General features: G+C 57.9%; 37 protein-coding genes. 29 read left to right on the top strand and 8 right to left on the bottom strand.

Annotated elements, in window-relative coordinates; all coding sequences use genetic code 11:
* Positions 1-3: 3 nt before the first annotated feature.
* From QWY79_RS08500 to QWY79_RS08480, 5 genes are all read left to right on the top strand, one after another.
* Complete coding sequence (locus QWY79_RS08500) at positions 4-528, top strand: hypothetical protein (RefSeq protein WP_290271781.1); 525 nt, start codon at positions 4-6, stop codon at positions 526-528.
* Positions 525-1,118, top strand: coding sequence for a ribosome modulation factor (locus QWY79_RS08495; protein WP_290271778.1), 594 nt, complete (start codon positions 525-527; stop codon positions 1,116-1,118). Before QWY79_RS08500 ends, QWY79_RS08495 begins: the two co-directional genes overlap by 4 nt.
* Positions 1,119-1,305: 187 nt before the next feature.
* The gene (locus QWY79_RS08490; RefSeq protein WP_290271776.1) at positions 1,306-1,563 is read left to right on the top strand and encodes an EexN family lipoprotein; all 258 of its coding nucleotides are present in this window, start codon (positions 1,306-1,308) and stop codon (positions 1,561-1,563) included.
* Positions 1,564-1,606: 43 nt separating this feature from the next.
* Positions 1,607-2,104 carry a hypothetical protein gene (locus tag QWY79_RS08485; protein ID WP_290271774.1) on the top strand — a complete coding sequence of 166 codons (498 nt, stop codon included), beginning with the start codon at positions 1,607-1,609 and terminating at the stop codon, positions 2,102-2,104.
* Positions 2,105-2,273: 169 nt separating this feature from the next.
* Complete coding sequence (locus QWY79_RS08480) at positions 2,274-2,645, top strand: histone-like nucleoid-structuring protein, MvaT/MvaU family (protein ID WP_290271773.1); 372 nt, start codon at positions 2,274-2,276, stop codon at positions 2,643-2,645.
* 2 nt (positions 2,646-2,647) lie between these two features.
* Here QWY79_RS08480 and QWY79_RS08475 read toward each other — a convergent pair whose 3' ends face one another.
* From QWY79_RS08475 to QWY79_RS08460, 4 genes are all read right to left on the bottom strand, one after another.
* Positions 2,648-3,112, bottom strand: a complete 465-nt coding sequence (locus tag QWY79_RS08475) for a VOC family protein (protein ID WP_290271771.1) — start codon at positions 3,110-3,112, stop codon at positions 2,648-2,650.
* A 68-nt stretch (positions 3,113-3,180) separates the two neighbouring features.
* On the bottom strand, positions 3,181-3,669 hold the full coding sequence (locus QWY79_RS08470) for a hypothetical protein (protein WP_290271769.1): 489 nt from the start codon (positions 3,667-3,669) through the stop codon (positions 3,181-3,183).
* A 95-nt stretch (positions 3,670-3,764) separates the two neighbouring features.
* Positions 3,765-4,136: a hypothetical protein gene (locus tag QWY79_RS08465; protein WP_290271768.1), complete on the bottom strand. Its 372-nt coding sequence runs from the start codon at positions 4,134-4,136 to the stop codon at positions 3,765-3,767.
* Positions 4,137-4,357: 221 nt separating this feature from the next.
* Entirely contained in the window at positions 4,358-4,690 is a 333-nt protein-coding gene (locus tag QWY79_RS08460; RefSeq protein ID WP_290271766.1) for an I78 family peptidase inhibitor, read from the bottom strand.
* 143 nt (positions 4,691-4,833) lie between these two features.
* On the opposite strand from QWY79_RS08460, the gene QWY79_RS08455 reads away from it, so the two are divergent.
* From QWY79_RS08455 to QWY79_RS08435, 5 genes are all read left to right on the top strand, one after another.
* Positions 4,834-5,262, top strand: a complete 429-nt coding sequence (locus QWY79_RS08455; RefSeq protein ID WP_290271764.1) for a TIGR03757 family integrating conjugative element protein — start codon at positions 4,834-4,836, stop codon at positions 5,260-5,262.
* A 223-nt stretch (positions 5,263-5,485) separates the two neighbouring features.
* Positions 5,486-6,544: a TIGR03756 family integrating conjugative element protein gene (locus QWY79_RS08450; protein ID WP_290271760.1), complete on the top strand. Its 1,059-nt coding sequence runs from the start codon at positions 5,486-5,488 to the stop codon at positions 6,542-6,544.
* The gene (locus QWY79_RS08445; protein ID WP_290271758.1) at positions 6,541-7,962 is read left to right on the top strand and encodes a hypothetical protein; all 1,422 of its coding nucleotides are present in this window, start codon (positions 6,541-6,543) and stop codon (positions 7,960-7,962) included. The genes QWY79_RS08450 and QWY79_RS08445 overlap by 4 nt, the downstream gene beginning before the upstream one ends.
* On the top strand, positions 7,962-8,324 hold the full coding sequence (locus QWY79_RS08440) for a hypothetical protein (RefSeq protein ID WP_290271756.1): 363 nt from the start codon (positions 7,962-7,964) through the stop codon (positions 8,322-8,324). Before QWY79_RS08445 ends, QWY79_RS08440 begins: the two co-directional genes overlap by 1 nt.
* Positions 8,324-9,868 carry a conjugal transfer protein TraG N-terminal domain-containing protein gene (locus QWY79_RS08435; protein ID WP_290271755.1) on the top strand — a complete coding sequence of 515 codons (1,545 nt, stop codon included), beginning with the start codon at positions 8,324-8,326 and terminating at the stop codon, positions 9,866-9,868. Before QWY79_RS08440 ends, QWY79_RS08435 begins: the two co-directional genes overlap by 1 nt.
* Positions 9,869-9,961: 93 nt before the next feature.
* On the opposite strand, the gene QWY79_RS08430 is transcribed toward QWY79_RS08435, so the two are convergent.
* From QWY79_RS08430 to QWY79_RS08420, 3 genes are all read right to left on the bottom strand, one after another.
* Complete coding sequence (locus tag QWY79_RS08430; RefSeq protein WP_290271753.1) at positions 9,962-10,273, bottom strand: hypothetical protein; 312 nt, start codon at positions 10,271-10,273, stop codon at positions 9,962-9,964.
* A gap of 337 nt (positions 10,274-10,610) precedes the next feature.
* A complete protein-coding gene (locus QWY79_RS08425; RefSeq protein ID WP_290271751.1) occupies positions 10,611-11,549 on the bottom strand; it encodes an Rpn family recombination-promoting nuclease/putative transposase in 939 nt (312 codons plus the stop codon).
* A 3-nt stretch (positions 11,550-11,552) separates the two neighbouring features.
* Complete coding sequence (locus tag QWY79_RS08420; protein ID WP_290271749.1) at positions 11,553-11,828, bottom strand: HU family DNA-binding protein; 276 nt, start codon at positions 11,826-11,828, stop codon at positions 11,553-11,555.
* Positions 11,829-12,176: 348 nt separating this feature from the next.
* Between QWY79_RS08420 and QWY79_RS08415 the strand changes: the two genes are divergently transcribed.
* From QWY79_RS08415 to QWY79_RS08325, 19 genes are all read left to right on the top strand, one after another.
* Complete coding sequence (locus QWY79_RS08415; protein ID WP_290271748.1) at positions 12,177-12,842, top strand: DUF2726 domain-containing protein; 666 nt, start codon at positions 12,177-12,179, stop codon at positions 12,840-12,842.
* A gap of 374 nt (positions 12,843-13,216) precedes the next feature.
* A complete protein-coding gene (locus tag QWY79_RS08410) occupies positions 13,217-13,891 on the top strand; it encodes a DUF5710 domain-containing protein (RefSeq protein ID WP_290271746.1) in 675 nt (224 codons plus the stop codon).
* A gap of 139 nt (positions 13,892-14,030) precedes the next feature.
* On the top strand, positions 14,031-14,552 hold the full coding sequence (locus tag QWY79_RS08405) for a hypothetical protein (RefSeq protein ID WP_290271744.1): 522 nt from the start codon (positions 14,031-14,033) through the stop codon (positions 14,550-14,552).
* Between the two features lie 185 nt (positions 14,553-14,737).
* A complete protein-coding gene (locus QWY79_RS08400; RefSeq protein ID WP_290272018.1) occupies positions 14,738-15,259 on the top strand; it encodes a tyrosine-type recombinase/integrase in 522 nt (173 codons plus the stop codon).
* 254 nt (positions 15,260-15,513) lie between these two features.
* Positions 15,514-16,074, top strand: a complete 561-nt coding sequence (locus QWY79_RS08395; RefSeq protein WP_290271742.1) for an STY4534 family ICE replication protein — start codon at positions 15,514-15,516, stop codon at positions 16,072-16,074.
* A gap of 77 nt (positions 16,075-16,151) precedes the next feature.
* Positions 16,152-16,385, top strand: a complete 234-nt coding sequence (locus QWY79_RS08390; protein ID WP_290271740.1) for a hypothetical protein — start codon at positions 16,152-16,154, stop codon at positions 16,383-16,385.
* Between the two features lie 137 nt (positions 16,386-16,522).
* Positions 16,523-16,975, top strand: a complete 453-nt coding sequence (locus tag QWY79_RS08385) for a hypothetical protein (RefSeq protein WP_290271738.1) — start codon at positions 16,523-16,525, stop codon at positions 16,973-16,975.
* A 109-nt stretch (positions 16,976-17,084) separates the two neighbouring features.
* Positions 17,085-17,864, top strand: a complete 780-nt coding sequence (locus tag QWY79_RS08380; protein WP_290271737.1) for a hypothetical protein — start codon at positions 17,085-17,087, stop codon at positions 17,862-17,864.
* Between the two features lie 317 nt (positions 17,865-18,181).
* Complete coding sequence (locus QWY79_RS08375; protein WP_290271735.1) at positions 18,182-18,691, top strand: FHA domain-containing protein; 510 nt, start codon at positions 18,182-18,184, stop codon at positions 18,689-18,691.
* Positions 18,692-18,781: 90 nt separating this feature from the next.
* Complete coding sequence (locus QWY79_RS08370) at positions 18,782-19,006, top strand: hypothetical protein (protein ID WP_290271733.1); 225 nt, start codon at positions 18,782-18,784, stop codon at positions 19,004-19,006.
* A 579-nt stretch (positions 19,007-19,585) separates the two neighbouring features.
* Positions 19,586-20,059 (top strand): hypothetical protein, encoded by a 474-nt coding sequence (locus tag QWY79_RS08365; protein ID WP_290271732.1) that lies wholly within the window; start codon positions 19,586-19,588, stop codon positions 20,057-20,059.
* A 119-nt stretch (positions 20,060-20,178) separates the two neighbouring features.
* Positions 20,179-20,772, top strand: coding sequence for a hypothetical protein (locus QWY79_RS08360; RefSeq protein WP_290271730.1), 594 nt, complete (start codon positions 20,179-20,181; stop codon positions 20,770-20,772).
* Positions 20,773-20,774: 2 nt separating this feature from the next.
* Entirely contained in the window at positions 20,775-20,981 is a 207-nt protein-coding gene (locus QWY79_RS08355) for a hypothetical protein (protein WP_290271727.1), read from the top strand.
* Positions 20,982-21,314: 333 nt separating this feature from the next.
* Positions 21,315-21,674: a hypothetical protein gene (locus QWY79_RS08350; RefSeq protein ID WP_290271725.1), complete on the top strand. Its 360-nt coding sequence runs from the start codon at positions 21,315-21,317 to the stop codon at positions 21,672-21,674.
* A 123-nt stretch (positions 21,675-21,797) separates the two neighbouring features.
* Positions 21,798-22,739 (top strand): ArdC family protein, encoded by a 942-nt coding sequence (locus QWY79_RS08345; RefSeq protein ID WP_290271723.1) that lies wholly within the window; start codon positions 21,798-21,800, stop codon positions 22,737-22,739.
* Between the two features lie 121 nt (positions 22,740-22,860).
* Complete coding sequence (locus tag QWY79_RS08340) at positions 22,861-23,487, top strand: LysE family translocator (protein WP_290271722.1); 627 nt, start codon at positions 22,861-22,863, stop codon at positions 23,485-23,487.
* Between the two features lie 270 nt (positions 23,488-23,757).
* Positions 23,758-24,156, top strand: coding sequence for a DUF4878 domain-containing protein (locus QWY79_RS08335; RefSeq protein ID WP_290271720.1), 399 nt, complete (start codon positions 23,758-23,760; stop codon positions 24,154-24,156).
* 2 nt (positions 24,157-24,158) lie between these two features.
* On the top strand, positions 24,159-24,710 hold the full coding sequence (locus tag QWY79_RS08330) for a YiiX/YebB-like N1pC/P60 family cysteine hydrolase (protein ID WP_290271718.1): 552 nt from the start codon (positions 24,159-24,161) through the stop codon (positions 24,708-24,710).
* 152 nt (positions 24,711-24,862) lie between these two features.
* Positions 24,863-25,009 carry a hypothetical protein gene (locus QWY79_RS08325; RefSeq protein WP_290271716.1) on the top strand — a complete coding sequence of 49 codons (147 nt, stop codon included), beginning with the start codon at positions 24,863-24,865 and terminating at the stop codon, positions 25,007-25,009.
* A gap of 151 nt (positions 25,010-25,160) precedes the next feature.
* Here QWY79_RS08325 and QWY79_RS08320 read toward each other — a convergent pair whose 3' ends face one another.
* Positions 25,161-26,324, bottom strand: coding sequence for an MFS transporter (locus QWY79_RS08320; RefSeq protein WP_290272016.1), 1,164 nt, complete (start codon positions 26,322-26,324; stop codon positions 25,161-25,163).
* Between the last annotated feature and the right edge of the window lie 97 nt (positions 26,325-26,421).

Below are 26,421 nucleotides of genomic sequence, written 5' to 3'. Positions count from 1 at the left end.
GTCATGAATACGATTGTGATGACAGGCGAAACCGGTGTCGGGAAAACCTGCGTGGTCGAGGCATTGGGCGTGGGCCGCCGTGTGATGCTGATTGATCCACTTGTGCAGTGGTCGGTGCCGACAGCTCCTGCCGAAACGGTACCGGGAGATGGTCACCAACAGTGGTCAGCGCCTACAGGTCCCGCCGACCTGGTGGTCTTCGATCATCTCTCCTTCCTGCCAGACGCCGAGGGTCAGGTGCGACAGGCCACGGCATGGTGCGAAGCGCACCAGGTCAATCTGCTCCTGGTGGTGCAGTTCCAGGAAGATCTCGAGTCGCTGGGGATCTCAATACCCGCCGATGAACGGGCCACGGTGTCGTTGTCGCGCCCGCCCCAGGCTGAAGCGCTCCACGTCAGCATCCGCTACCCGGGGGAGTCCACGGACTGGAATGCCACCTTCGATACCTATCTAAATGTCGCGGATAGCACAGCGTTCAAGCGGCTTCTCAAGCACACCACGAATCGGAGAAGCCGGAAGGCCTCATGACAGGATCACGGGCAACATCACGCACGCGAATCGGCGACATCATGCGCGATGCCATGGTGTTCGCCAGCCAAGCCGACGACCCTCGGGCCTTCCTGCAGGCCTGGCTCGAGGGCGACTGGCCACTGCTGCGACAAGAGTGGCCGGCGTATGAAGTGCCCAGGGATCTCGAAGCCGGCGAGCTCGGTCCGTTAACGCAGGAGGAGACGACCTGGGCACTACGACTTATCGCCTTGAGCACCGAGGATCCATTGGCGCGGGACGTCGCCTTGTATGTGATCGGCGAAACCGCAGATCAAGCACGGCAGGCACTGTTAACGACAGCTTGGGGACGCGACTTGAGTGACCTGCGTGAGGCCGTATCCTGCCGATTGTCGGATGCGGAGAGAGCCGATCGCCATCCTGAAGAGTGCCTCGAGGGAGGCTGGGAGGCCTTCAAACGCGATACCGACGCGGCGTATGCGGCGGGGATCGAGGCATTCGATAACGGCATGCCCCTATCCGCCAATCCGCACGCTCCTTTGACCCACCAGCACCCCGCCTGGGCCGCGGGGTGGTCGGATGCCGAGCGGTATACCGACACCCATGATTGATGGGCCGCTCGAAGCATAGTGGCGTCTCAGGCCGCATAACGGCCATTGGGGGACGGTGACCTCCGTTGCCGCATATGTCTGGCCCCAGTAAAATTGCCCCGCATACGCTTGCTGTCGATCAGACAGATGTTCCAGATGAAGCGTAACCTCCAGAAATCACGACTGATGGGTAAAAGGAGTTATCATCATGAAACGCCATGTAACAATGACGTTGGCGTCCGTTTTCATCCTTACAGCGTGTGGTGAAGACGTAAAAACTGTCGAGTGGTGGAAAGCCCACGACGAACAGAGAGCCGAGTTTGTCAAGAAGTGTCGGAATGATAACGCGAAAATGAAGACAGCTAACTGCCAGAATGCCACTAAAGCTGACTTTCATAAAAAATTGATAGGTGACCCGGATGAGGCGCATTCGCCAGAAATAACCAGTTTCGGTGAGGATGACTGAGTATTGCGAGATGAAACGGATTACTGAGACATGGAGTCAACGGATGAAACAATGTCTGGGCATCGCCGCCACCGGTTTGCTGATCACCGCCTGTGGCGGGGAGCCGCCGCCGGAAGCCGGCACCAAGGATACCCCCTTCGGAACCTACAAGGGGATGAGCAAGGAAGCGCTGGAGGAGTACGCCCATCTGACAACCAACGCTCGGCGCGACGATGATGTAAAGACATACCGGTCGAACCAAGCCCCATATAATGGCTATCAGGCCAACTCGTACTCATACGAGATCGGTCAAGACGGGCTCTGTAGTGTGGATGCCACATTCGATTACCCTTCGAGTGGGCAACACCCGATCATCAGCGACATCATGCAGAAATATGGCAAGCCTGATACGCAGTCTGTCTCCGAGTCGGGCAATCTCATTCGCTACACGGCCGAAGACTACAAGCTTCAGAATCGATTGCGCTATATCAGGATTGATGCAACCCCATACTTCCTCATGGTGGTCTATTCGTATGTCGACAGTGCTGATGAGTGCAAGTAATGCTCTGAGCTCTCGGAACATGGGAACGACGTGGCGGTAGGTAGCACTCCGGGCCGCCGATTACCGCCCTTCGCGGTCGTGACGAAAATCGGGATTGGCGGCTTGCCCAATACCAGGCGGATAGGTGAGTATGGGACGACATATTTTTTAGACTCGTGCGGAGACCATCATGTCGACATTGCTCACCAAATATGCCGAGAAAGAACGCCAGCTCGAGGCACTCAAGGCGGAACTGGAAAAGCTTGAGCAGGATGAGCGTCTCAAGAATGAGGTGGAATTCAAAGAGCAGCTCGAAGCGCTCATGCAGGAGTTCGACAAGACAGCCAAGGACGTCCTGGAATTGTTGCAGCCTGGCTCAGCGGGTGCCCAGGCATCATCCAGCACCGCTACCCGCAGGAAGCGAAAACTGAAAATCTACCAGAACCCTCACACCGGTGAAGAAGTCCAGACGCGCGGTGGCAACCAGAAGGTGTTGCAAGCCTGGAAAGAAGAGTATGGGGCCGATACCGTCGAATCATGGCTGGTCAGGACAGAAGCGTAACCTCATTCCACACCGTCGAACGCTGAATCGATAAAGGCTTCCAGCGCTTCCGATTCCAGAATCTCGATGGAGAAGTGCCCGAAGCGCTTGGGAAGCCACAGTATACGGCTCCCCGCTGGGGAGCTGAGGTCATCGCGCTTGATGGGTTGCCCATGCTCATCCTCGGGTTGAACGCCAGCGGCGATCAACTCGTCATAGGCGGCATCGATATCGGGAGTTGAGTAGCAATGCCGATAGATGACGCCAGGCCCTTGTTGGTCCATCAGCTCCTTGAGATTACCGGCGATGGGCTGAACCAGTATGAACCGCTCCCCACCGAACCTCACGATGGCATAGCGGACGTGCAGCCCACCTCGATTCCAAACGATCGTATTGGAGACCGAGGCCTTGAACACGGCTGCGTAATACGCGCAGGCCGCATCAAGATCCTCGACCAGCACATCGACGTGGCTGAATCTCAAGTCCATCTGTCTGCCCTATGATCGTCGCACGGTGTCACGAAGAAGAAATCATCAACCACTTAACCCGAACGCCCTTATGTCATATCAAGAGCAATTCTTAGCCTTTCGAACGCTTGCTCAGCCAAGGAGCTCGTGGGGCTAGAGATCACTACGTAAGGAGCATCAAAGTTATTTGTAGAAATCTTGATCCTGTGTTTTCTTCTTCCATTGACTACGGTGTCCTCTCTGTCAATGCTGGTGATGTCTTCGAAGGCCAAGATGGATCCATGTTTAATAGTGCCTGCGAAGATCTTTCTGTTGGTTCTGTCAATGGCAATGGCTGAATCGAACAGGATGGCAACGTAATCTGCATTTTCAATCCTAGAGAAGATATGTCGCTTTATCTTCTTTCGACCGCTAGCTGCGACAAGCAACCAATAGCCTATAGCAGACAGCAGCCCTAAGATGATACCGGCGAAAAAGCCCACTGGTGTTTGTGTATTCAAGAACGTAATGCCAAAAACAACAAAGGCCAAGAAAGGTGTCACAACTAGCAACTGAAAGATTCCCCATAGCGTCTTCATGTTGTCGCTATTTCCTCGAAAGTGGCATTTCTTAGAGCGATAGATACCGCGCTCAGTTGCTCTGAGCACGGTGCAGATGTCTGCTATGCCGGCACTCAGAGAGCCTGCCGACGTGCCTTGCGGTGATGGAAGTACAGGTAGACCAGGCCGAACGGCGCGATGAATATCGCACTCGCCCAGCACATCGCGATGGTGATGCATTTCACCGGCAGCATGACGATGAGGGGGATGTAGAATACATTATCACCCATCACGAAGCCGATGATCTGTTCGTAGACGAAGCGGGCATAGGGGTAGAGCAACGCATTGAGAACCAGCAGGGGCACGGCCGCCAGAGGCATCGAATCTGCTGGGTCCTGAGTCACGGCGAAATAGAGCAATACCGAAAGGCCGCCACCGAACATGAGTTGGCGCCAGTAGTAGTTGCGGGACAAGCCGCCAAAGGTGTCGGCAAGAATTGGGGGCATGAGGCGTCCTCCTTCCTTGGGGGATATACGGCACTGGCTATCTTCCTTGAGCTTTTGGCTAGATCACCAGTCCTTATGATGGGTATGGGGTCTTCGGGGGTGCTGGTTGACGCGCTACGTATCATCTCCACACGGCATCAATCTATCAACCATTTGCTAGCCATATTGGCTGTATAGCTCAGTTGACTCCAGAAGCCAGATCTTCCGGACACCCAAAATCTCTAACCGCACTGAATCGTTTGGATGACGTTTTCCTCATTGACGCTAACGTCCAGCCGGTCAGCGCGGTATTCCAATGTGTAGGCCATACCGGGTCGCTTCACCCTGATGGTGCCTGCTCCGCTCTCCTGCTCCAGGGTATCGCCAAGGGTTTCCGTATAGGACGTCCCCACATAGCGATGGACCTGTTCAGCCCCGCAGAGGTCATCCGACTGACTCATGGTAGGCGGCTCGGGGGCCTTGTCCCGCTCGGGTGAGGCCGTGGGGGACGACTGACCAGCACAGCCTGTCAAGATCAGGCCTGCCGCGACGAAGCTCAGGATTCGATACCGCATTCAGGGGCTCCTCCCGTGTGTCCCCGGTCCATCTGATCCGGGGCACGCTAAGAAATGTGTCGCGATCAATTTAACATTCTTCGCTGCTCTCACCATCCGGGCAGCTCATCATGGCCACATGTCCACCGATCCAGGAGGCCACTGTGGCACGACACGCGATGCGGGGGGTGATTCCGCTGCTTTCGATGCTGGCCCTGCCGGCCTGGGCCGGCGTGGAGGTGTTCACGACGGCCGGGCAGCCAGTCGTCAACGTTCCGTCTGATGCGGCGGTCGTCGAGCTCGATGCCCCCGCACGGATGGATGCCCAGTTCTCGACCGACCTACCGGCCGATCGTCAGCAGGCGCGACAGGAAGCCCTACGCCGGCTGCAGTCGTCCGACTGGCAAGCCGAGCGCGAGGCCATGAAGCAAGCTGCCATGGGCACGGCTCGCGCCTGGATGATCGGGGTCGAAAAGGTGCCAGCGGTCGTCGTTGACAGCCAGTACGTCGTCTACGGCGAGGCGGATGTGGCCGCCGCCCTGGCTGAGATCCAGGCCTACCGGAACGCCAACGGAGAGGAGACGAGCCCATGACCGCATCGGCGTGGTTCCTGGATCTCCACCATGAGCTGGGGCAACGGCTCACCCATGTTGGAAAGCGCTCTGCCAACTCCAGCCGCAGTTGGCGATACCTGGTTTTTTCGGCTGTCATGCCGGGCCTCCATTGGCCAGTGGTTGGTTTGGTTGGGGAACCTCTCTCTCGACCAACGGATGCGCCCGGCACCCTCTTCTCCCACCTCCCGAATGGAGGTGACACATGAACCTGACACAACGTCTGCAGGGCGCCGGCCTGGCCACCCTGCTCGCCCTGGTGCTGAGTGTCAGTGGCGTCGCCAACCAGCCGGTACAGGCGGCCGAGATCTCCACCCCTGAGATCGCCGAATCGGCGTTGTCGTCGTCGTGCCTCGACTACCGGGTTATCGGCATCTGCGTCTGGATCACCTGTACCGCGGTCGGCTGCTATACCGAAACGTCCATCAAGGTCACCCACTATGTCCCGGAGTTGGTGGTGTCGGCCTACCAGGAAGTGGGCAAGAATCCTTGGCGTGGCGCACGAGGTATTGTCTCGACCGCCAGTGAACTGGATCTGGTGTCAGACGCCATCGGCAGCGCGACGAACAGCCTGTTCGAGGGAGTGTCCGGCGAGGTGGCTGATGATGTGCCACGAGGGGGAGGGACGTCGACCGAGCGCCATAGCAACAACCACCAGACGGTCCGATTCAAGAACGCTGATGCTGTCGGGCACCCGGCGTTGGCCGCGTTCGATAATCTGAGAGGGTTTATGTGCCGATCCGGGGCAACGCCGTTGGTGCCGTACTATGTGTCCGAAGCGGATTCGACGGCATGGCGAGCGAATATCCCGGAAATGTCCTATCCACAGGCATTGGTGCCCGGGGTGCGTGAATTGGGTCAGGCAGGAGATGTCTGGGGCAACGTATTCCCTCGCAGCGGGTTCGTGACACAGACCAATGACTACAAGGCAGGCGCGCTGGCCGCGCAGCGTGTGGCGGATTTCGTGACCAAGCCGGGACAGCCCCATGTTTACCTGCCGATGCGGCCGCCGCGTGGCGCGGGGTATTGGCCACCCAAGCCGATTCGCGAAGGCGAGGCGTCAACGCACCGGTGGCAGCCCTTGGCCCCTCAGAGGGAGGACAGCTGCGCCGTCTGGCCCGATCGCGGGCCGATGGCCACCTATCGGGATCGTCGAGACGGCAGTGGTGACTACGTGTGGGCGCTCTGGCGTCCGATCACCTGCTGCGAGCGGCGTGGAGCCCGCTTGCTCTATCACACTGGAGGTAAGGGATGGGTCGAATGACACACACCATGACCCGCCTGACGCTGGGCCTCAGCCTGGCCGCGGCGGTGAGTACAGCACAGGCGCAAACCGCTTCGGATGCCCTCTACTACGATATCGGCGGTGCCGCGCCGATCAGCGTCTCCGCGGGGCGTGGCCACGTTCCCTCGGAGCTCAGCATCGGCGCCAGGTGGAACCTCAACGCCACTTGCGGGAATTTCGACATCGGCGCCAGTGTGAGCAACCAACTCAACGGCATCACCAATGGATTCCAGAACCTCATGGGCAATGTTATCCAGAATGCCACCGGGGCGGTGGCGTCACTGCCGGCCATGGTGATCCAACGAGCCAATCCCCAGCTCTATGACCTGCTGCAGAACGGTGTGCTGCAGGGGCGCCTGGACTATGACAAGACCAAGCTGTCGTGCCAGAACATGGCCGAGCAGATGACCGACTTCGCCATGGGGGAGCAATCTCAGCAGGCCGCCAAGGCGGAGAACTGGAAGGCGACCGCCAAGAACACCCAGGACCCTGTCGCTGCTCAGGAAGTCGTCGAGGAACAGGGCGGCAACCAGGGCCGCACCTGGGTGGGGGGTCAGAAGCGCGGAGGAGAAGATCAGGAGCCGATCGAGGTCGTCGAGGACACGGCGATCGCCGGCTACAACCAGCTGCACGGCCGCAGCGACCCCACCAGCACGCAGTCGGTCTCGGGTGGTGGCCAGGGATGGGGCTCCGTGTCCACCAATGACGGTGACTGGCCAGGGGGAGGCAGCTTCAGTAATGCGGCCACGGGTGATTGCCAGGGAGGCATGTGCACGGTCTGGCAGGATCCCCAGGAGGCCGCTGACTGGACCAAATCCGTGATCGGCGAGACCGAGATCCGGACCTGCGATGGCTGCGAAAAGCGACAAGGCCAGGCCGGCACGGGGCTGATGAAAGCCCTCGAGGAGGAGCAGACCACCCTGGCCGAGAATCTCGCTGATCTGGTAAGTGGTAACACGGATCCCACGCCCAGCGCCCTGAATGCGGTGTCCGCTGGACCAGGGCTGTCCGTCTCCCGAGGCGTGATCGAGGCCATGCGCCAGGATCCGGACGCTGAACTGCTCACACAGCGTATGGCCGGCGAAATGGCCCTGTCGCGCACCCTCACTAAGGCCATGTGGGCACGCCGCATGTTACTCGCCGGGGCCAGCGAGCCGGGTATTGCCAACAACGAAGAAGGGGTGACCGAGCTCGAGCGTAAGCTTACGCACCTCGATCGCGATATCGACGCGCTCAAGAGCGAGCTGGAAGTCCGCACCGCGCTGGCTAACAACGCGGCCCAGCTGTCCCTTCAGCGGTCCAGGAATCGCGCACGAGCGCTGGATCGGACTGAAACGCGGATGCCGGACTCGTCCCTCGACAACCGTGGCCGCCCGACGAATGGAGGAAGCGACTGATGGGTTGGCATCCTCGCACCTGGCCGCCGATGCTGGTGGCGGCCATCACCTTCATCCTGGTGGTGCTGCTAAGCGGCGTGATCGTCTCGGTGGGAGCCAGCCTCATGGGCGGCATGACCGCTTACCAGTCGGCCATGGATTCGGCCGCCCCCATGCTGTTGCTTTGGCGTCTCGGCCTATACGGCCTGGGTTTCGTCGTCTGGTGGTACAAATTCCGTCCGCGTGCAGTGGCTAGTCTGCGCCATGACCGAGATGGCGGCCAGGCCGCCTATGCGATGCTGGTCCGCCTCGAGCGGCATGTCCTGATCGTCGTGGCCCTGATCGAGCTCTACAACCTCATCGACTGGTTGGGAGGCGCCTGATGAACGCAACACTGAACGTCACCGATTACATGGAAATGCCGCTGCTGATGATGGCGTGGGTCATCAACAACGGCATCTGGGACGCTTTGTTAGGTACCGGCTTGGCCATCATCCCGTTCATTGCCTTGATCCTGTCGGAGTGGTTCAAGGCGCGGCAGGAAGGGGATGACGAAGGTAACAAGGGGCTGCTGACGATCAATCGCATTGAAGCCAAAATGTACGCGATGATCCTCATTGCCGCCTTCACCTGCATGCCCGTCATGAACCTCAACTTCAATCCAGTGGCCACCGAAGAGATCGAACGTAACGGCACATCATGCAGCGTCGCCGCCATTGGCGAAGGCGAATGGGGTGAGGGCTCCCTCAACATGCTGGATGGTCAATCCGCCCAGATTCCCTTGTGGTGGGCTTTCGTGCATGCCGTATCGAAGGGCATGACCAATGTGGCTATCAGCAAGATCCCTTGTGCGCCGGATCTCCAGGCCATTGCCACGGAAGTCGATCTGGAGGAGATCGAGGACAAAGGCCTGGCTCAGCAATTAGAGGAGTTCAACAGCGTATGCTTCAGTAAAGCGACGGCCAAATACATTTCAGACCACGGTCAAATTGCCCCGAAAGACGGGCATGACACCGCTTGGGCCGGGTCTCGGCACTTCCGGGAAACGTCGGGATATTATGATTCGTTGTATGCCGAGCGGCCAATCGACGGCTTCCCGTTCGATCCTGACCGGGACATGTCACGCTCGAATACTGGCCCCGGGCAGCCGGGCTACCCAACCTGCAAGGAGTGGTGGGAAAACAGCGAAAACGGTCTCTATACCCGTTTGCAGGGCGAGATCAGCGGCATGGACCGCTTTCTGACGGCGCTCAACCAGGGAACCATCAACAAGGATGTGGCCACCGAAGCCATGGTTCGCCGACTGATCAACCCGAAAGAAGGCGTCGCCAACGGCAACCAGGGGGGTGTCACCACCGGGCAATTGCATGGGATCGACGACAATGGCGATCTGCTCGAGGGCGCCGGCGATCTTGCGTCCAATGTGGCGGGGGCAGCCGGCGGCATCTTCGGGGTTATCTTCGGCAAGGTTGGCATGGACATGGTCAAGCAGGCCATGCCCATGGTGCAGTACACCATGCTCATGGCGGTGGTGATCTGCCTGCCCTTCGTACTGACCATCTCCAGCTACAGCTTCAAAGCGGCCGGGATGGCAACCTTTGGGCTGTTCGCGCTGTTCTTCCTGACATTCTGGTTTGAGCTGGCCCGCTGGATGAACGCCAATCTGATCGATCTGCTCTATGCCAGTGAGGGCGCGAAACTGGGGTTCCTGTCGGGGGTGACGAGCATCTATGACAAGAACCTACTGACCTTCGTGAACTGGGCGATGTACTTCATCCTGCCGTCCATCTGGGTGATGGCGTTAGGATGGTCGGGGATGAAGGTAGGTGGCAGTGTCGGGCAATCCCTTTCCGACGGAAGCAAAAGTGCGAAGAGTGCAGGGGACAAAGGAGCAGACATGGCTACGGGCAATTCAAAAGGCAAGTAAGAAGCCTTAGAAGTGACCAGTGGGGCTGCATTATAGCAGCCCCACTCTCCCAAGTAAGTTGGTGCAACTGTCTCAGCGCGACTGCTGATATTATCAGTAGTCAGAAATTTTGTTGCCGTCACAACCGTAGTAGCCGGGCCCCTCTCCTCCTAGCCCTTCACTCCACTCCCCACTTGGTTGCGCACTCCAAGACTTGCTGTCCTCCTTGGAATTCGCAAAGTTGTCCGCGACGTTCAGCACCAAGGTCCAGGCCAGGGAAGCAACACCTGCAACCACCTTCCATAGCAGGCCACCTGCCACACGCCCGCCGGCCTTGGCGGCAGAGGAAGCATCCTCATGGCCCAGCTCGACCGCTTGTCGATCGGCACCTGCTTTCAGCTGCTTCAGTCGTTCCTGGAGTGTCATGACGTACCTCTCGAAAGATACACGTAACCTAGGGTATCAGGGTAGAACGGTGGCGGGAGCCCATCAAGCCCGGGCGAGATGGCGCCTGTGTGCAAAATCTGCCGACCTATCCCCGGCCAAGGCGCCTGGATTGCGCGAGAGAGCGCCTGGTATCAGCGCTCAGCTGCACAGCGAAGTGCCGCAACCCGCTCCAGGGCCAATTCGGAGATGCTAGCGACTTCCTCGTCTGATAGATCGGTCGCGCGAAAGAGGTTGTGTGCGACACGTACCTGACCCTCTTCCCGGCCCTGTTGCCGAAAGATCTCAGGGAAGGACTTGATGGGGCGACGGTCCGACATTAACTAGTCCCTGAATCAACTTCTCGCCGTAATTCTTGGACGTGCGCCAATGACAGACCTGTCGCATTCGCGATCTGCTCATCAGGTAGCGAAGTATCAGCAATCAAGTTACGGGCAGTTTGCACGGCTCGACGCTCTTCACCTACCTCGATGCCCTCTTGCTTGAAGCGTTCGGGCCATTCTCTAATGCGCTCTGCCAACATGGCGTGTACCTCCTGCAGATCCTGTAGGGCACTGATCTCATCGGGATCGAACCCTGGCCACCGGCTGGGTATCAGGACGCGTGTGACCCAGACCGTGAACGCCCGCCGAAGCGAGGCATGTTCGGGTGCCTGCAGCCACTCTGTCAGCCGCTTGAGCACCGTTTCCCACTGCGCCAGATCCTGACCGTGCTCCAACTGGAACAGCGCGCCCACCAGGTTGCGTGTCTCCTCCAGATGATCTTCATTCTGGCAGATTTCCGCCTCATCGAGGAGGAGATAGGGCAACGACGGCCGATAGTGCGACAGTCCACCCGGTATGGGTTCGACCAGGTCGGCGACGTTTTGTGCCGCGGTCCAGCGCTGATCCCCATTATACAGCACGATGGGCAGCACCGGTGGCAGCTTGCCGGCGGGGGTGAAGGCCTTCTGCCGGATCAGATCCTGGTACAGCAGTGCCTCATAGGCCATGACCCTGACAGCCATGTAGCGATCGACGGTGCGCTGGAACTCGATGAGCAGGTACACATAGAGCCACCCCTCTCCCCAACGCACCCGCCAGATGATGTCATCCTCGCGATCACGCAGGTCGTCCGAGACGTAGCTGCCGCTTACCTTCTCCAGAGTGTCGAGGTCCAGCTGGTCGACCCACTCTTCCTGGACGAACTCGGTCAGCAGGTCCCGCACCATCGCCGGCTCAGAGAAAAGGCGCTTGTAGCTGTTGTCGTGATCCGCCACGGGTTATCCCTTCACCGCATCCTTGAGCCCTTGACCCGCCTTGAAGGCAGGCACCTTGGCGGAAGGGATCGTCATCTCCTCGCCGGTCTGCGGATTGCGCCCGGTACGAGCCGCCCGTTCGCGTGTTTCGAAGGTCCCGAAGCCGAGGAGGGTGAGCTTGTCTCCCTGGGACAGTGTCTTGGCCACTGAGTCCGTGAAGGCCGTCAGGCAGCGCTCTGCCTGGGCCTGGGACAGATCAGTGGTGGCGGCGATCTGTTTCACGAGTTCCGACTTGTTCATGGGTAGTCCCTCTCCAGCGTCATGGGGATAGCCGGGCGACAACCGCCCGCAGGAGCAGCCTACTGAGCGTCGAACAAAAATGGCAACCGCAAAGGGTAAAATGGCAAACAAGGGAATGGCGCCCCCAAGGGGAAGGGGCTTACCCGTATAGGGTAGAGGGTGGCAACCCCAAAGGGCGAAAGGGCCAAAGGGAAGATGGGGAAAGGGTAAGCGCTTCCAGCTGAACGCCCGGGGGCTGTCCACCTCAGCCAGCACCGCGTGGTGCAAGCGCTTCACGGCAGGTGCTAACCTAACTAGAGACGGCCCCACGGATGGGGCCGCATCGACGTCGAACGGAGCAAGGATGCCATGGAAATTCTCTTCTATCTGGTTCTCGCTGTCGCGGTCATCGCGTACCTGCGTTCAAAGCGACGGAGAACGCCCACATCGCGATGGCCCCCTGCCGATCAAACGCCGTGGCCAACACAGCAGGAGCGCCGGACTGAGCCACCCCCGACTACTCCTGATCCTCTCGCGTGGCAAAAAGACCAGCTATCACAGGCGGCACTCGCCTCGTACCGGCCTCGCCGCCTGATGAATCGGGAGGAACACCAGGTCTTTCAGGCCACCGAACGGGCCGCTAGGGCGATGCAAGCGGGCCACCGGGTCTTTGCCCAGGTCTCTCTCGGCGAGGTGCTCTCTACGGCGGATGATGAGGCGTATCGAGCCATCAACAGCAAACGTGTCGATGTGCTCGTCACCGATCGTTATGGCAACCCCGTCGCCGCAGTGGAATATCAAGGGTCGGGTCACAACTTGAGCAGTGACACCGGGCTACGCGATGGGATCAAGAAGATTGCCCTGGAGAAGGCAGGGATCCACTACATTGAGGTCCATCCGCCTTTGGATCGTCGCGCCTTGTCGACTCATCTGCTCAATCGGCTGCAGGAACGCGCCAGAGCATCCGGGGGAACAGATTCCCGCAAAGCCACTTCTCAGCAATGGCAGCGACAGTCGCCTCAACCGCGTCAATGAGACAGGAGGTCTACCATGGCCCGTCTACGCCGACTTGTAACGTCTGAAGATTACGTCAAGGCCCCTGAACTCTCGCATCTACCCGGTGCCCCTCCTCAAGGTCTTTCGCAGAGATGTGTGCCTATATATGCCGGAACCGATATGCACGACGACAACCATCGTGAATTTTGTCGAAGCGCTTTATGTGCTCATCCATAATGCGTTCGAATAAGGCGGCTGAATCTGCCGCCGGACGAGTTCAGTCGGATATTTGTTGGTATCCTGGACAGTCCACGGAACCGCTCACTTCTTACCGCATCGTGTAGTTTCATCCGACTCTGGGCGCCGCCAGGATGATCTTTCGATTCGGAAATAAATGGATATGGATTTTATTGATGGCAAGAATTGATCTAGATGTCCCGTATTCTCAAAAGGATGAAGCAAAGTCGCTCGGCGCGCGATGGGATCCGCAGGCGAAGACCTGGTATATCCCTGATGGGGCTGAAGTCGGCCAGCTGGCACGGTGGTTGCCGATACCCAATGACTTCGAGCTAGAACACGAGCCTGAGTTTCTTGTCAGATCGCCCTACTACTACGTGATGGAGTCGTTATCCGATTGCTGGAAATGCAATGCCCTGACACGTGTATTTTCCTTCAAGCTTCCTGAGGAGCACGAAGAGTTTCAGTATATTGAGGACGACGAAGAGGAATTCACGCTCACCAGGGGTTTAGGCGAATGGAAAAGCCACGGCCATCGGGGCACGGTGTCGAACGCTCATAGTCTCTCTCCTCGGGTAGTGAAACAGATGCGTCGGTTCACTGAGAGCTTCAAGTTGGCATACAGCAAAACGGCTGGATCCCGATACTTCATGAATCACTGCCAGCACTGCGGGGCGAAGCTTGGAGACTTTTTCATGCACAGTGAACCGGGTGGAGCCTTCTTTCCAACGTCACCAGAACAAGCCAACAAAATGATCCTCTTCAGGATCAATGAAAAGTTTGATGCGAATTGCGATATAAGGTATGCAACAGACGACTTTATGGACTACATGCAGATTGGGGGTGAGTGAACCTCATGGGCAGCAGGTTGTCACCTTCCGCGAAGGGGCGGAACTGAATGATTCCCTCTCTCGATCCTGGAAGTGGCAGTTTCGATCATGCTGCACTTCAGAGGAGTACAATAGGTTGGACAATCTGGGACAGGCCCTCGTGCGCGAAACACTAGAACTGCCACAGCTCTGGGAAAACACCAAGTACGTGTCGTGGCCACATAGTCACGACAACCCCGTCGTGCGTATCCCGCGCCCTTCCGGCCAGCCGGAGTCACGATCGATTGCCCGTCAGCCGTCCGAGTACGACACATTCCTGCGCTGCCTGGAATACCGTGACCAGCGTGGCCCTGAGATCTGGGGCGAACAGCGCTGGGAGGAACTGCTCCACGTGCCAAAGCGCTCGGTTGCCAAGCATCGCCTATTACCCGCGGGCCCCATCACGGGCGTTTTCCACTACGAGCGGCCCAATGGCACGACCGTCTGGATCGCCACCTGGTACGAACGACGACCGAATGGCCGCTCGCACAAGCGCAGTCTGCATTTCAGCTACGGCACCCCGAAATCGCGATATGCCACTTCCGAGCAGGCCGAAGCGGCCGCGATCGAAAAGCGACAGCAGGAAGAGGCACGCTGGTACAGTACCCTTGGAGCCGGAGAGACCCGGATCGCGAACCGGTAGCGTTTTCCACCACCCGCCAACAACTGTCTGGCTTCTAGCTGAAAACCGGACAGTTCCACCGAACAGGAGGCATACAGGCCATGTCAGACGCGGGGTCGATATCAGCGGTCGATGACCTCCCAACCACTGAAACCCGGACAGTTCGAAATCGGAAGGCCAATGACGGCCAGCGAGGTCGTCAACACCTGACCCGGGATGAGGTTCATCGGTTGATGCGTGGGGCAATGCGTCATCAACGTCACGGACGGCGCGATGCACTGATGATTCGGCTCGCCTTCGAACATGGTCTGAGGGTCTCGGAGCTGGTGGCCCTGCGTTGGTCGGCCATCGACCTAGTCACGCATGAGCTGCGTGTCACCCGCATCAAGGGCAGTCTCGATGGTACGCACCCTCTTCAAGGCAGCACGGTGCGCGCGCTGAAACGCTACCAGCGACAAGACGGGCGTTCGTCGGGCCTGGTGTTCGTCAACGAACGGGGGGCGCCGGTCAGCGTCGATGGCTTCCGGCGCATGCTGCACCGGCTCAGTGAACAGGTCCTGGGCGTGAAGTGGCATCCTCATGCCCTCCGGCACGCTTGCGGTGTGCACCTGATCAACAGCGGCGTGGATCTGCGGATCGTCCAGCAGTACCTGGGGCATGCCAATATCCAGAATACCGTGGCCTACACAGCCCTGACTGGCCGGCCGTTCGAGCGGCTCGTCTTCTAAGCTCAATGCCGCTTGACAGCCATCGCCACCTCGCTAGCATGAGAGGGGCAAGCTCGCTGTTTTCGGACAGCCCGGACGGTCTCACCGGCCCCAACGAGACGCCCTTACCCAAACTCGCCGCGCCTCCAGTGTGCGAGTGCCGCTCCGGCGGTTGGAGGCAGCTTTCCATATGACGTCCTACCCACTCGGGGGAATCACTTCCCCGATGGGGATGGTGGTCTCCCGAGCATCGCGATGCCCAAAGGAGAATCACCATGACGACCTCAACTCAAGCTCAGACCACCTTCTTCAACCTCCACGTCGAAGGGGTTGGCTATCTTAATCGCATCCGCACTGTGGATCCGAAACGCGGTGACGCGTTTCTGGCCTGCAACATCAACGCCCTAAACGGGCCGGCGGATGACGTCAGCTATACGCGTTTCGATTGCCGTGTAAGCGGCCAGGAAGCGCAAAAACTGGTTCGCAAGTGCCAGCAAGCTGTGGACATGAAGCGTAAAGTCCTGATCGGCTTCAAACTGGGCGATCTCTGGACGGACACGTTTGTTTACCAGAAAGGCGATCGCCAGGGTGAAACCGGTGTCAGCCTGAAAGGCCGGCTACTGCTGGTGAAGTGGATCAAGATCGACGGCGATACGGTCTATCAGCGTGAAGCCCCGGCTTCCGACAACGCTGACACACCGGCGCCACAAGCTGACCATGCCAATGCGACCCCGTCGCAAGAGGTACCAGCACCGACTCAGCCCAACGGCTATGCCGCGGCTCAGTCCGGTGAATCGGCCGGCTCTTTCGAGACGCCGGCGGCTGCCTCGCTCTAACCTTTCCAATCCACTGACCCGCCTGGGGAGACATCTCCCCAGCGGGCGGTGTCTCCCTTCCGCATTGGGAGACACTGATGGAAACCTCTATCTACGACGCCATGCGTCATGCCGACCTGATCGTCGGCCATCATGAATCCGATCTCTACGTTCGCGACACGCGTCTGGCGCGTAAGCTCCTCGAGGAGCTGCGAGCGCGTGGCGTGACATTCACGGTCATCCCCTTCGTTTCAGAAACGGGTGAGGGGCCGTGTCTGGAGATACCTTTTGCCTACGATCCCTACTGGGAACGTCAAGGCGAGCGACAATAATCAGATGAAGCGGGGCGGGCGTCACTGGCGCCGCCTCTTTCTTACGACCCTGCCCAGGGAGGCCATTCTCCCTGGGAGGGTGTCGTCCCTGGGTCATGTATCCGCCCCTCCGAGGGCTCGACTTACGGGAGACATCCATGACTCAGTCCATATTCCTCAGCGATCTCGACTGGTACGGCGTCGACGTCTGGAACCGTCCGGTTTGGCAGCACAGAGGCACAGGCGCTCAATACTGCCTGGTCGACGAGCTCTACGATCCGGATGACCCACAAGTGCGATTCAAGGCTATGGAGCGACTTGTCGCATTCAAGGCCAGTCTGTATGTGAAGGAAGGTGAACCCAGCCATCCCGTGCACTACTGTCGCCGACCCGGTCATGTGCGCTGCACCAAGGCACCGGCTGGACAAGACGGCTTCACGCAGGGCGGCCTTTATGAGGTTTACCCTGCATCAACAAGTACGACGTGTTGGGTCTTGCCGCATCTATTTGAGGTTCGGGACAACCTGGGCCACTGGCGGCACATGGACTTTCGACAGTTGACGTTCATCACATCGAAGGGACGTGTGCTGTTTAGCCAGGTTGAAACCTGACGTCTTGATACAGGGCCTGTCATATCGACAGGCCATCCACCCCCTGGGGAAGTTATCTCCCCCAGAGGAAGGTGCTTCCCCTTTCTTTGTCCATGAGAGGAGAAGCATCATGAACCGTACAATCTATTCGCCGAATCACCGACTACGCCTGCGTGTCAAGCACGACCCGGTTCCCGAGAATCCTCGTGACTGGAACACCTTCGGCTCGATGGTGTGTTGGCACAGCCGGTACAACCTCGGAGACGAGCAACCTGGCCAGTCCCCGGATGATTTTCTGCTATGCCTGGCTGAGGAGTTTGATCCGGGCATCGAGCAGCAGATCGAAGCATATGCCGATGAGATGTGGGTTCGGCTGAAGCTGAACTCAGACTGGAGGAATGACGAAGCCCGTTTACGTGCTCACGCTGCGTGGGTGCAGTCCTTCCAGGCTGAACAGGTCGACGCCGCTCTTGCCGGCAATGTTTTCTGGCTACCGCTGTACCTCTATGAACACAGTGGACTAACCATGCGCCCAGGCCCCTTTTCCTGTCCCTGGGACAGTGGTCAAGTTGGCCTAATCTACGTGACGAAGCAGCATGCCAACCAGGTGCTACCCAAGCTCAAGTGGGAAACCCAAGTCGAATGGGAGCAACGCATCAACGGGCTCCTTCGTGTCGAAGTCGCGGACTATGATCAGTTCCTGACGGGAGAGGTCTATGGCTACCTGCTGGAATCCCTCGATGTCGAGCGGATGAAGGTTGACGAAACCCCGGAGGACTTCGATGACGAGCCCTTCATGTGGCGTCTCGAAGACAGCGGCTGGGGGTTCATCGGCGACGACCTACGAACCAACGGGATGCTGGATCATCTGGAATCGCCGCTCAAGGATTGGGTCAGCCAGGCCCTCTAGCATCGGCCAACGTCATCTCAGCCGCCCTACGGGGCGGCTTTTTTTATGGCGTCTCGACTGCCTTGACACCCTTCGCCACCTCGCTAGCATGAGAGGGGTAAGCTCGCTGTTTTCGGACAGCCCGGACGGTCTCACCGGTGCCAACGAGACGCCCTTACCCAAACTCGCCGCGCCTCCAGTGTGCGAGTGCCGCTTTAGCGGTCGGAGGCTGCCTACCAAACCGGCCTGAATGGCCCTTGAACCCGCATGGGAGACATCCTCCCGTGACGGGCGTGGTGTTTCTCATGGATCTGTCCCACATCCAGAGGAGAATCACCATGAGTGCCATCCGTTCTATCTACAAAATGCCGTATGGCCGACTTGTGCTGGCCATTATCGGTCTGGAGTTGATTACCTTGTTGTTGGATCCCGAATTGGTGGTCTTCCAGCTGATCTTGCTGCTGATCGTTTACTTGATCATTCCCAGCAAGTCCGCCAATCGAAGGAAATCTGGCCAGCGATCCGCCGACAAGGAAGAGACACCTACAGGCGGCGAGATCGTCGACCTGGGCCAGGCGCCGTATCAACACCAGCCGGGCAACCGCGCGAGCTACTTCATCACGCTGCGACAACGTGACCAGGAACACACCCTATGGGGCGTGGATCTGGCTCGCGTGGTGGAGGAACACGCGCTGACGTCAGGTGATTGCGTGACGCTGACCTGCCTGGGCCGTCAGCCAGTGAAGGTCAAGGACCGGAACGGGCGGTTCAAGCAGATGCATCGCAACACCTGGACCGCCACGGTTCACTCACGTTGCTACCAGGATCCTGCGGCTCATGCCGCCTGATCCGTAGCGCGACTGAAAACCCACCCACACGGGGAGCATGCTTCCCGTGTGGAGGCTTGCCCCTGTGTTTACGCATACAGGAGTAAGCCTATGAAATATCGAAAGAAAATATTTGACGCGGTATTGCGTGCTACACTTGATGTAGTGGATCGATCGGCTACCACCATGGCTGCTGCATGCGTAGTAGCAGCGTTTCTGGGAACCGTCATCCAGCCCGACAAGGTCACGGCCGCTTCGGTGGGAGCTTCAGTCTTCTTTCTGATGGCCCTTATCGCTAGCACGCTGAAAAACCTACTCAATGAGGAGGACTCATGAATAACATGGCTCCGTTCTTCATCGGTATATCGCCAATCCTCATCATCATGACGGGGATCATAGGTGTGGCCGCCGTGACGCTTTACCGCCGACACAAACGCCACAATCACCATTAACCACAAGAACGCCCCATCGAGGGCGTTCTTTCATAGGCCACTCTCGGGAGGCTGATGCCCAATGAGTGATGCTGCTAAGTTCGCCATTGTCATGGCCCCATATGTCATTGGATCTTCGCTTGTCCTGTGCGGTGTCTTCTATGCGATCCACCGCGAAGAGAAGCGGCGCAGGACGTTGCGAAAGCGTTAAAAGTCGATCCGGCACCGCCTTGACACCCTCATCTGCCTCACTAGCATGAGAGAGGCAAGCTCGCTGTTTTCGGACAGCCCGGACGGTCTCACCGGCCCCAACGAGACGCCCTTACCCAAACTCGTCGCGCCTCCAGTGTGCGAGTGCCGCTCCGGCGGTCGGAGGCACCCTACCAGCCAGGCCTCAACGGCCTTATCAACCCGCCATGGGAGACATCCTCCCATGACGGGCGCGGTGTATTCCCTATGGCCCGTTTCACGATGGAGTTGAACCATGGGATACACGCACTATTTCACGCAGAAGCGTGCAGCTAGCAATGCCGAGTGGGCGGCCATCACGGCCGATTTCCGAAAACTCTATGAGGGTGGCCATCTGCCCTTAATACGGTTTGAGGATAACCATGCGGCCCACCCGGAAATCAGCTGCGATCTGATTCGCTTCAATGGCCCAGGAAGCGATGGCCATGAGCCGATGCTCCTGGTGATCGACGGCGAAGGCTTCGAGTTCTGCAAGACCGCTCAGAAGCCATATGACCTGGCGGTGGTGGCCTTATTGATCCTCGCTCATTACCACGCCCCCGAGGTATGGGACATCACGAGTGATGGGTATAAGGCGGACTGGCAGCCAGGCCTGGATATCATCCAACGCCAGTTGTATACGGATGCTTGTCTGCCTCCGGCGATCATCCAGGATGATCCCTATGCGGAATGGCAGCCGGCGCTGGCAGTTGTCCGCGGCCAACGCTAACGACGCACGACCCGCCATCTGACCACTGAGGTCAGGGGCATCTTCATTGACTCACCCCCAGGGGAAGCGACCTTCCCCTGGGGAAGGTGCTTCCCCTTTTTTCACTAAGGAGAAGCACCATGAACACGAACTGTCTCCAGGGCGTAATGTGCCCTCAGTGTGGATACACCGAATCGTTCTCCATCATGCTCGACTGCGCCGGTGTGGTCACCGATGACGGCCTGGTGGAGACCACCCATCCCACCTGGGACGATTCCAGTCGGATCACCTGCGATGGGTGTGAACACGATGGACGTATTGGCGAGTTCAGGCAGCCGGCGTTCTACGTGACCTTCGATACGGTCACAGAGGCATCGGCCGAGACGGGCGAGCATGCGCGTTCCGGCTGGTGGGAACCTGGCGGTTGGCTGCTCGAGGGGGCCGATAATAAGCCTCTTGAGCCTGCCTACCTGTTCGATCCTGACGATGTAGATGACGACGATCACGAGTACCTCGATGAGGCGATCGTCGAGTGGGCCCTAGCCTTGCTCCAGCGTGAGGGGGCCATGCATCCCAACTGTGAACCGAGCGACAACGCGACATGGTGGGGCACCGAGGGCAACGAGATGCTCGACTTCGCCTCCGGCGAGACCATCCGCAAGTCGTTTCACTTTCACGGCTTCAGTGTTCAGCTGCGTCGTCGAGTGAATGCTCGCATGGCCAAGGAGGACTGACCATGCCGACACTACACCTGACAGACAAGCAGTTCGGCGCCCTCAAGGTCCTCGTGGACCGGGGTGTCGAGGAGCTGGCCAGCTATCTCCAGGAGGGTGACCCTCGCATGGACGGTTACAGTGACGAGGAAGTCGCTGATCTACGCCGTCTTGAGGCACATGATGCCGACGAGGTCCGAGCGTTGCTGGATGCCGTTGGCATGACATGATCCCTCTGGGATCCTTTCATCCGCCCCATCATGCTACGGCATGGTGGGGCGTTTTACGGCCTGCTGGCTTGCGCTTGACAGCCATCGCCACCTCACTAGCATGAGAGAGGCAAGCTCGCTGTTTTCGGACAGCCCGGACGGTCTCACCGGCCCCAACGAGACGCCCTTTACCCAAACTCGCCGCGCCTCCAGTGTGCGAGTGCCGCACCGGCGGTCGGAGGCACCCTACCAGCCAGGCCTCAACGGCCTTATTTACCCGCCATGGGAGACACTCTCCCATGACGGGCATGGTGTTTCTCATGGATCCCTTTCCGCATCCAGAGGAGAAACACCATGCATTCAGTCGATGTGACGCTGACGTCCCGGAAGCAAGGCTTCGGCGACCACGAAGTTCGTCTGTCCTCCCGCCTGTATCGGGATTGCGTCGCGATCAGCCCAATGCTGGCCGACCACTGGGGGATCTACGAGCTCGATCGAGTCGACCACCTGCTCCAGGAAGCCGCCAAAGCGCTGTCAGCCTATCCCGTCGGTACGCGATCGGCGTGTTTCACCCACTTCCGGCTACCACCGGAGATGGATGAGCAACTGCCGCTGGCCATCACCATCGAGGCGTTCGTCATCGAACGCCGTGACGGGGATCCGTACCTGCTACTCGCCCAACGTGGCGAAGCGCACGTCGCCTACGCGGCGTAACTTGCTCCACGCCCAACGCCGTCGTCTCGACCGCGTTGGGCATTACTTTTTCCACCCAGCCGGGGAAGTCGCCTTCCCCGCCGGGGCTGTGCGCTTCCCCTTTTTGTTTCGAGGAGAAGCGACATGGCCGATATCTATCAAGCCGTGACCGACCGTATCGTGGCACAGCTGGAACAGGGCACCATCCCCTGGGTGAAGCCCTGGAACAGTTCAGGCAAACCGGATCCGGCCCTGACGCCCCGCAATGCGGTTACCGGCCGCCCCTACAACGGCATCAACGTCGTGCTGTTATGGTCGGCCGCGGCGGAAAACGGCTATACGCAAGACCGCTGGCTCACCTTCAAGCAAGCCAAGGAGGCCGGCGGCAGCGTCAAGAAAGGCGAGCAATCGACACTCGCCTGCTTCTACAAGCCGATGAAGAAGCCCAAGCTCGATAATGACGGCAACCAGGAGCTGGACGAGGAGGGCAATCCCAAGGAAGAGCGTTTCGCTATCCTTCGTGGGTTCAACCTCTTCAACATCGACCAGTGTGAAGGGTTGCCGGACGAGCTCACTGCGCCGGGGTCTTCCTCTGAGGTGGCCTTCTCGCCTCATGACGAGGCGGAGCATGTGATGGCGTCCAGTGGCGTGGCGATCGAGCACGTCGAAGGCAACAAGGCCTTCTACACGCCGGCCCTGGACCGGATTCGGCTACCGGCACGCCACCAGTTCGACCTGGCCGAGCGCTACTACAGCACGGCCCTGCACGAACTGGTGCATTCCACCGGCCACCAAAAGCGACTGGCTCGAGAGGGCATCGTCGCCTTTGATGGCTTTGGATCGCCGTCCTACGCGCGAGAAGAGCTGGTCGCGGAGCTGGGCATGGCCTATCTCTGCGGGCATCTCGGTATTGCCGGTGAGCTTCAGGACGCCAGTTACATCGCGAACTGGATCGCCGTTCTGCGCGAGGACAAGCGAGCCATCTTCAACGCCTCGGGCCATGCCCGGAAGGCGGCCGAGTTCCTCCTGGAGCGGGCGGAAGTCCAGCCCCGGCAGGAGGCCTCATCCGGTCGACAATGTGCGTAATGACAAGGCCTGGGGATTCCCTCAGGCCTTGTCAATTTGATAGCTTGAATCGGACATACGGGAGTTGCACTCAGAAGTTGCGGTCACCCCGGATACTTATTTTCATGGAAGGAGATGAAGGATGGACCTCGACGCCCTGCTGACGTTTCTGCCGGCTTGCTTTGCACTCAATATGGCTTTCGGGCCCAACAATCTCATGGCCATGACCAATGCCGCCCGTCGGGGGTTGGGCATCGCCGTCAGCGCTTCCTTGGGACGAGTTATCGCATTCGTGCCCATGATCACCATTGCGGGCATCGGATTGGGTGCGGTTCTGCAGACGTCGGCTTGGCTGTTCCTCGCCATCAAATGGCTGGGGGCTGCTTACCTGATCTGGCTGGGCGTCAAGCTACTGCGAACGCCCGCCCCTCAGGCGGATCAGGAATCCATGTCTGCCTTGTCCTGGTGGAGACTGGCACGCCAGGAGTTCGTAGTGGCAGCGGGCAACCCCAAGGCGATCCTGATATTCACCGCCTTCTTCCCACAATTCGTAGATCCTGCTCATTATACCGCTAGCTTTGCTCTGGTCGGTGCCATCTTCCTTGTCCTCGAGATAGTGGCCGTAGCGCTCTATGCGACATTAGGACTCGGGCTGGGGAGATGGCTGAGTAACCGGATACTCCCTTGGTTCAACCGCGTCAGCGGTGTCGCGATGATGGGATTCGGGGCTATGCTGGCATTCATGAAACGCCCTAGTCTCGAGGGTTGATTTCTGTCGGTGCCACCGATATGTCGCGATAGCAGCGAAGGCACGCTTCTTCCAAATAAACGTATTCGCGAATCGTTTATCGATGGAATCCACACCCCGGCAGGAGGCCTCACTCGGTCGATAATGTGCGTAACGACAAGGCCTGGGGATTCCCAGACCTTTTCTTGTCAATGGCGCATTCCGTATACTGCCTATCAATAGTATGCCGTGAAGAGGACATCGAGCGGCGCCACACCCTACCCCCGACATGGTGAATATGGAGGTTCTCCCATGCTTAGACTCCCCCAGACCCTGACATTCATGGCCTTGGCGCTTCTGTTGATCGCTTGCAGTGCTTCGGCTGACACACCAGAAGAGACGATCAAGGCCTTCTACAAGACGATTGCGGCCAACGATGTTGAAGGCGCCATCGACTACATCTCCCTGGTGGACGTCAAGGAATCAGAGATGACACAAGCCAGGGGCAAGCTCCAGATGATGGTGGGTAACTTCCACTCAAAAGCCGAGAAGCGTGGTGGTTTGGCAAGCGTCGAGGTCCTAGCGGTATCGCGAAACGAGGATGGCACAGAGGCCGATGTCGACGTGAGACTCACTTACGGCAACGGGGATACGCAGGAGAATCAGGATAACCTGATCAAAGAAGATGGTGACTGGAAACTCAGCATCTGAGTATGCCGCTCGCGATTTGTCTGGGAGTTGCCTGGATACTGCTGTCCATCACGCCGTGTTGGGGCAGCCCGCCATCAGCTGGTGATCTGGTATTCCGTCAGGGTACCGAACCGATCAGCGATGCCGTGATGGCCTTGGATCAAGGAGGCTATAGCCATGTTGGCCTCCTTGTTGGCCAGCCCAACGAGTGGCAGATATTGCATGCGGTGCCTGATGACGGTGTCACCCTCGAGCCACTTGCCGAGTTCACCGCCCCCGACAACGCGTCGCACTACGCTGTCCTCCAGGTCGACGCAACACCTGTTCAGCGAAGCAACGCTATTGCCTATGCCTTCTCGCGCCTCGGGCTCCCCTTCAAGATCCTTCCCGCCGATGCCTCCCGTGGCAGTGGGATCTATTGTACCCTACTGATTCATGATGCCTGGGCCGCCGCCGGGCTTGACCTTCAAGCCCCCTTCAAGAACATCAATATGCCTTTGGCTCGGGGGCGTTATTTGTTGCCGAGTGGCTTGATGGATTCCCCGGTATTACATTCGTTCACGACTTGCCCATGAGGGAGCCCTAACTGGATCGCCGTGCTGCGCGAGGACAAGTGAGCCATCTTCAACGAACGAGAGATCCCCGACAGGAGCAGAGCGCGATGCTCTGGTCTCGGCTGCGTGACCTGGCGGCATATCCGCTCCTGGATCACTAGTGACCGACGATCGTGCAATTGCTCCTCGAGCATGAAGCCATCCGCATGCTCGACCAGACGTCCGAGCGTCTGTCCGGCGTCTGGATCGATCTTTCGCTGGCTTCGGCTCAGGAGGCGATTGGCCACCGCATTCAGTCCGGTGAATTCACCATCCAATAATCCAGAAGGCCACCATGACTCTAATGTTTCCACGCCTGGCGCGCAACTTCGCCAAAAATGGCTATTACCCAACCGATGAGGCCACGCTCGAGCGTGTGCTGAATGCACTGTAGACGTCCCATGATCAGCGGGTGCGCATATGATCTTATTGTCAATTAAAGAAGCGATTAACAACAAATGACGAAATGATTAAAAAGAAAGAACAGGCTGTAAGCGAAATAAGAGGGGTGAAGCTTTGAGATATTCCTCCCCATATAGCTCCGCCTAACGCCATCGCTCCATACATCGATACTAGATTTATCGCAAGGACCTTTGCACGCAAACTAAAATTCGATATAATTTGAGCTTTAGCATTTATAGTCGCTATGTGCCAAGGTGTCAATATTCCAAATAAAGTTACAGCAACATAAATCCAATAACTGCCAACAAAATATGGGGTAACCAAACTTATCAATGAAAATCCCAACATTGATAGTGCCATAAGACTTTTTCCAGTCATCTTATCTCTAAGTGGTGGAGCCACTAGGGCTCCCAATACCGCGCCTCCCCCAGCAAGAGCCATAATTGAACCATAGTCACGCGCCTGAAATCCTGACTGGGACATTAGAACTGGGAGAAGACTCCAAAACCCACTTATAGAAAAAAAGGTAATAACTGTAACAACAATTAAGCTCTGAACCTCCCCAGACCTAACCACATCAATATAAGACTTAACAAACCCTTCTCGGCTTATTCCAGGGGATGGTTCATAGCTTCTCCACTTAAATAAGACTACTGCTAGGGGTAGCAACAAAATAGCATTTATCGCAAAAACAAACTTCACTCCAAACACACTCATTACAATCCCGGCAAAACCGGGTCCAAGCGACCTCCCCATATTGAAGCTTAAACCATTCAACAACGCCGCATTCTTAATATCTTCTCGAGGAATAGAAGTTGACACTGCCGCTTGCCAAGCTGGCCAAATCATAGCCGAGAAACAATTAAAAATAAACAAAAAAAATAACAAGTTAACTGGTGCTACGGGGAAAAATAATAAATAAGTTGCAATATAAACAACCACAGTGGCAATACAGCCTAATATAGCAGACAATAAGTAACTTGATTTTCTATATGAATCCGCAAAATACCCCGCCAATAGCGATAAACAAAAGACAGGAAGGGTTGAAAAGGTTTGTGTTAGTCCAACAAGGAGGTCTGAATCTGTTATTTTTGTCATATGCCAGGCCGCCGCTGTTGTTGTCATCCACATTCCAATATGCATTAGTATATTTGAAAACAACAACTTTCTATAAAAGCAATGGCGCAATGGCATGAAAATTTGACTGTTAAACAGTAACATACTACGCATCGGCTATCTATAAATATACGTTAGAGGCAGAAAGCACTTACCCCACAAAAGAAGGGTTAGT

Origin of the sequence: Halomonas sabkhae (assembly GCF_030409265.1) — a bacterium.
In the GTDB taxonomy this organism is placed as follows: domain Bacteria; phylum Pseudomonadota; class Gammaproteobacteria; order Pseudomonadales; family Halomonadaceae; genus Halomonas; species Halomonas halmophila.
The sequence above is the reverse complement of the archived record's forward strand: the minus strand, read 5'-3'. Positions and strand labels throughout refer to the sequence as shown.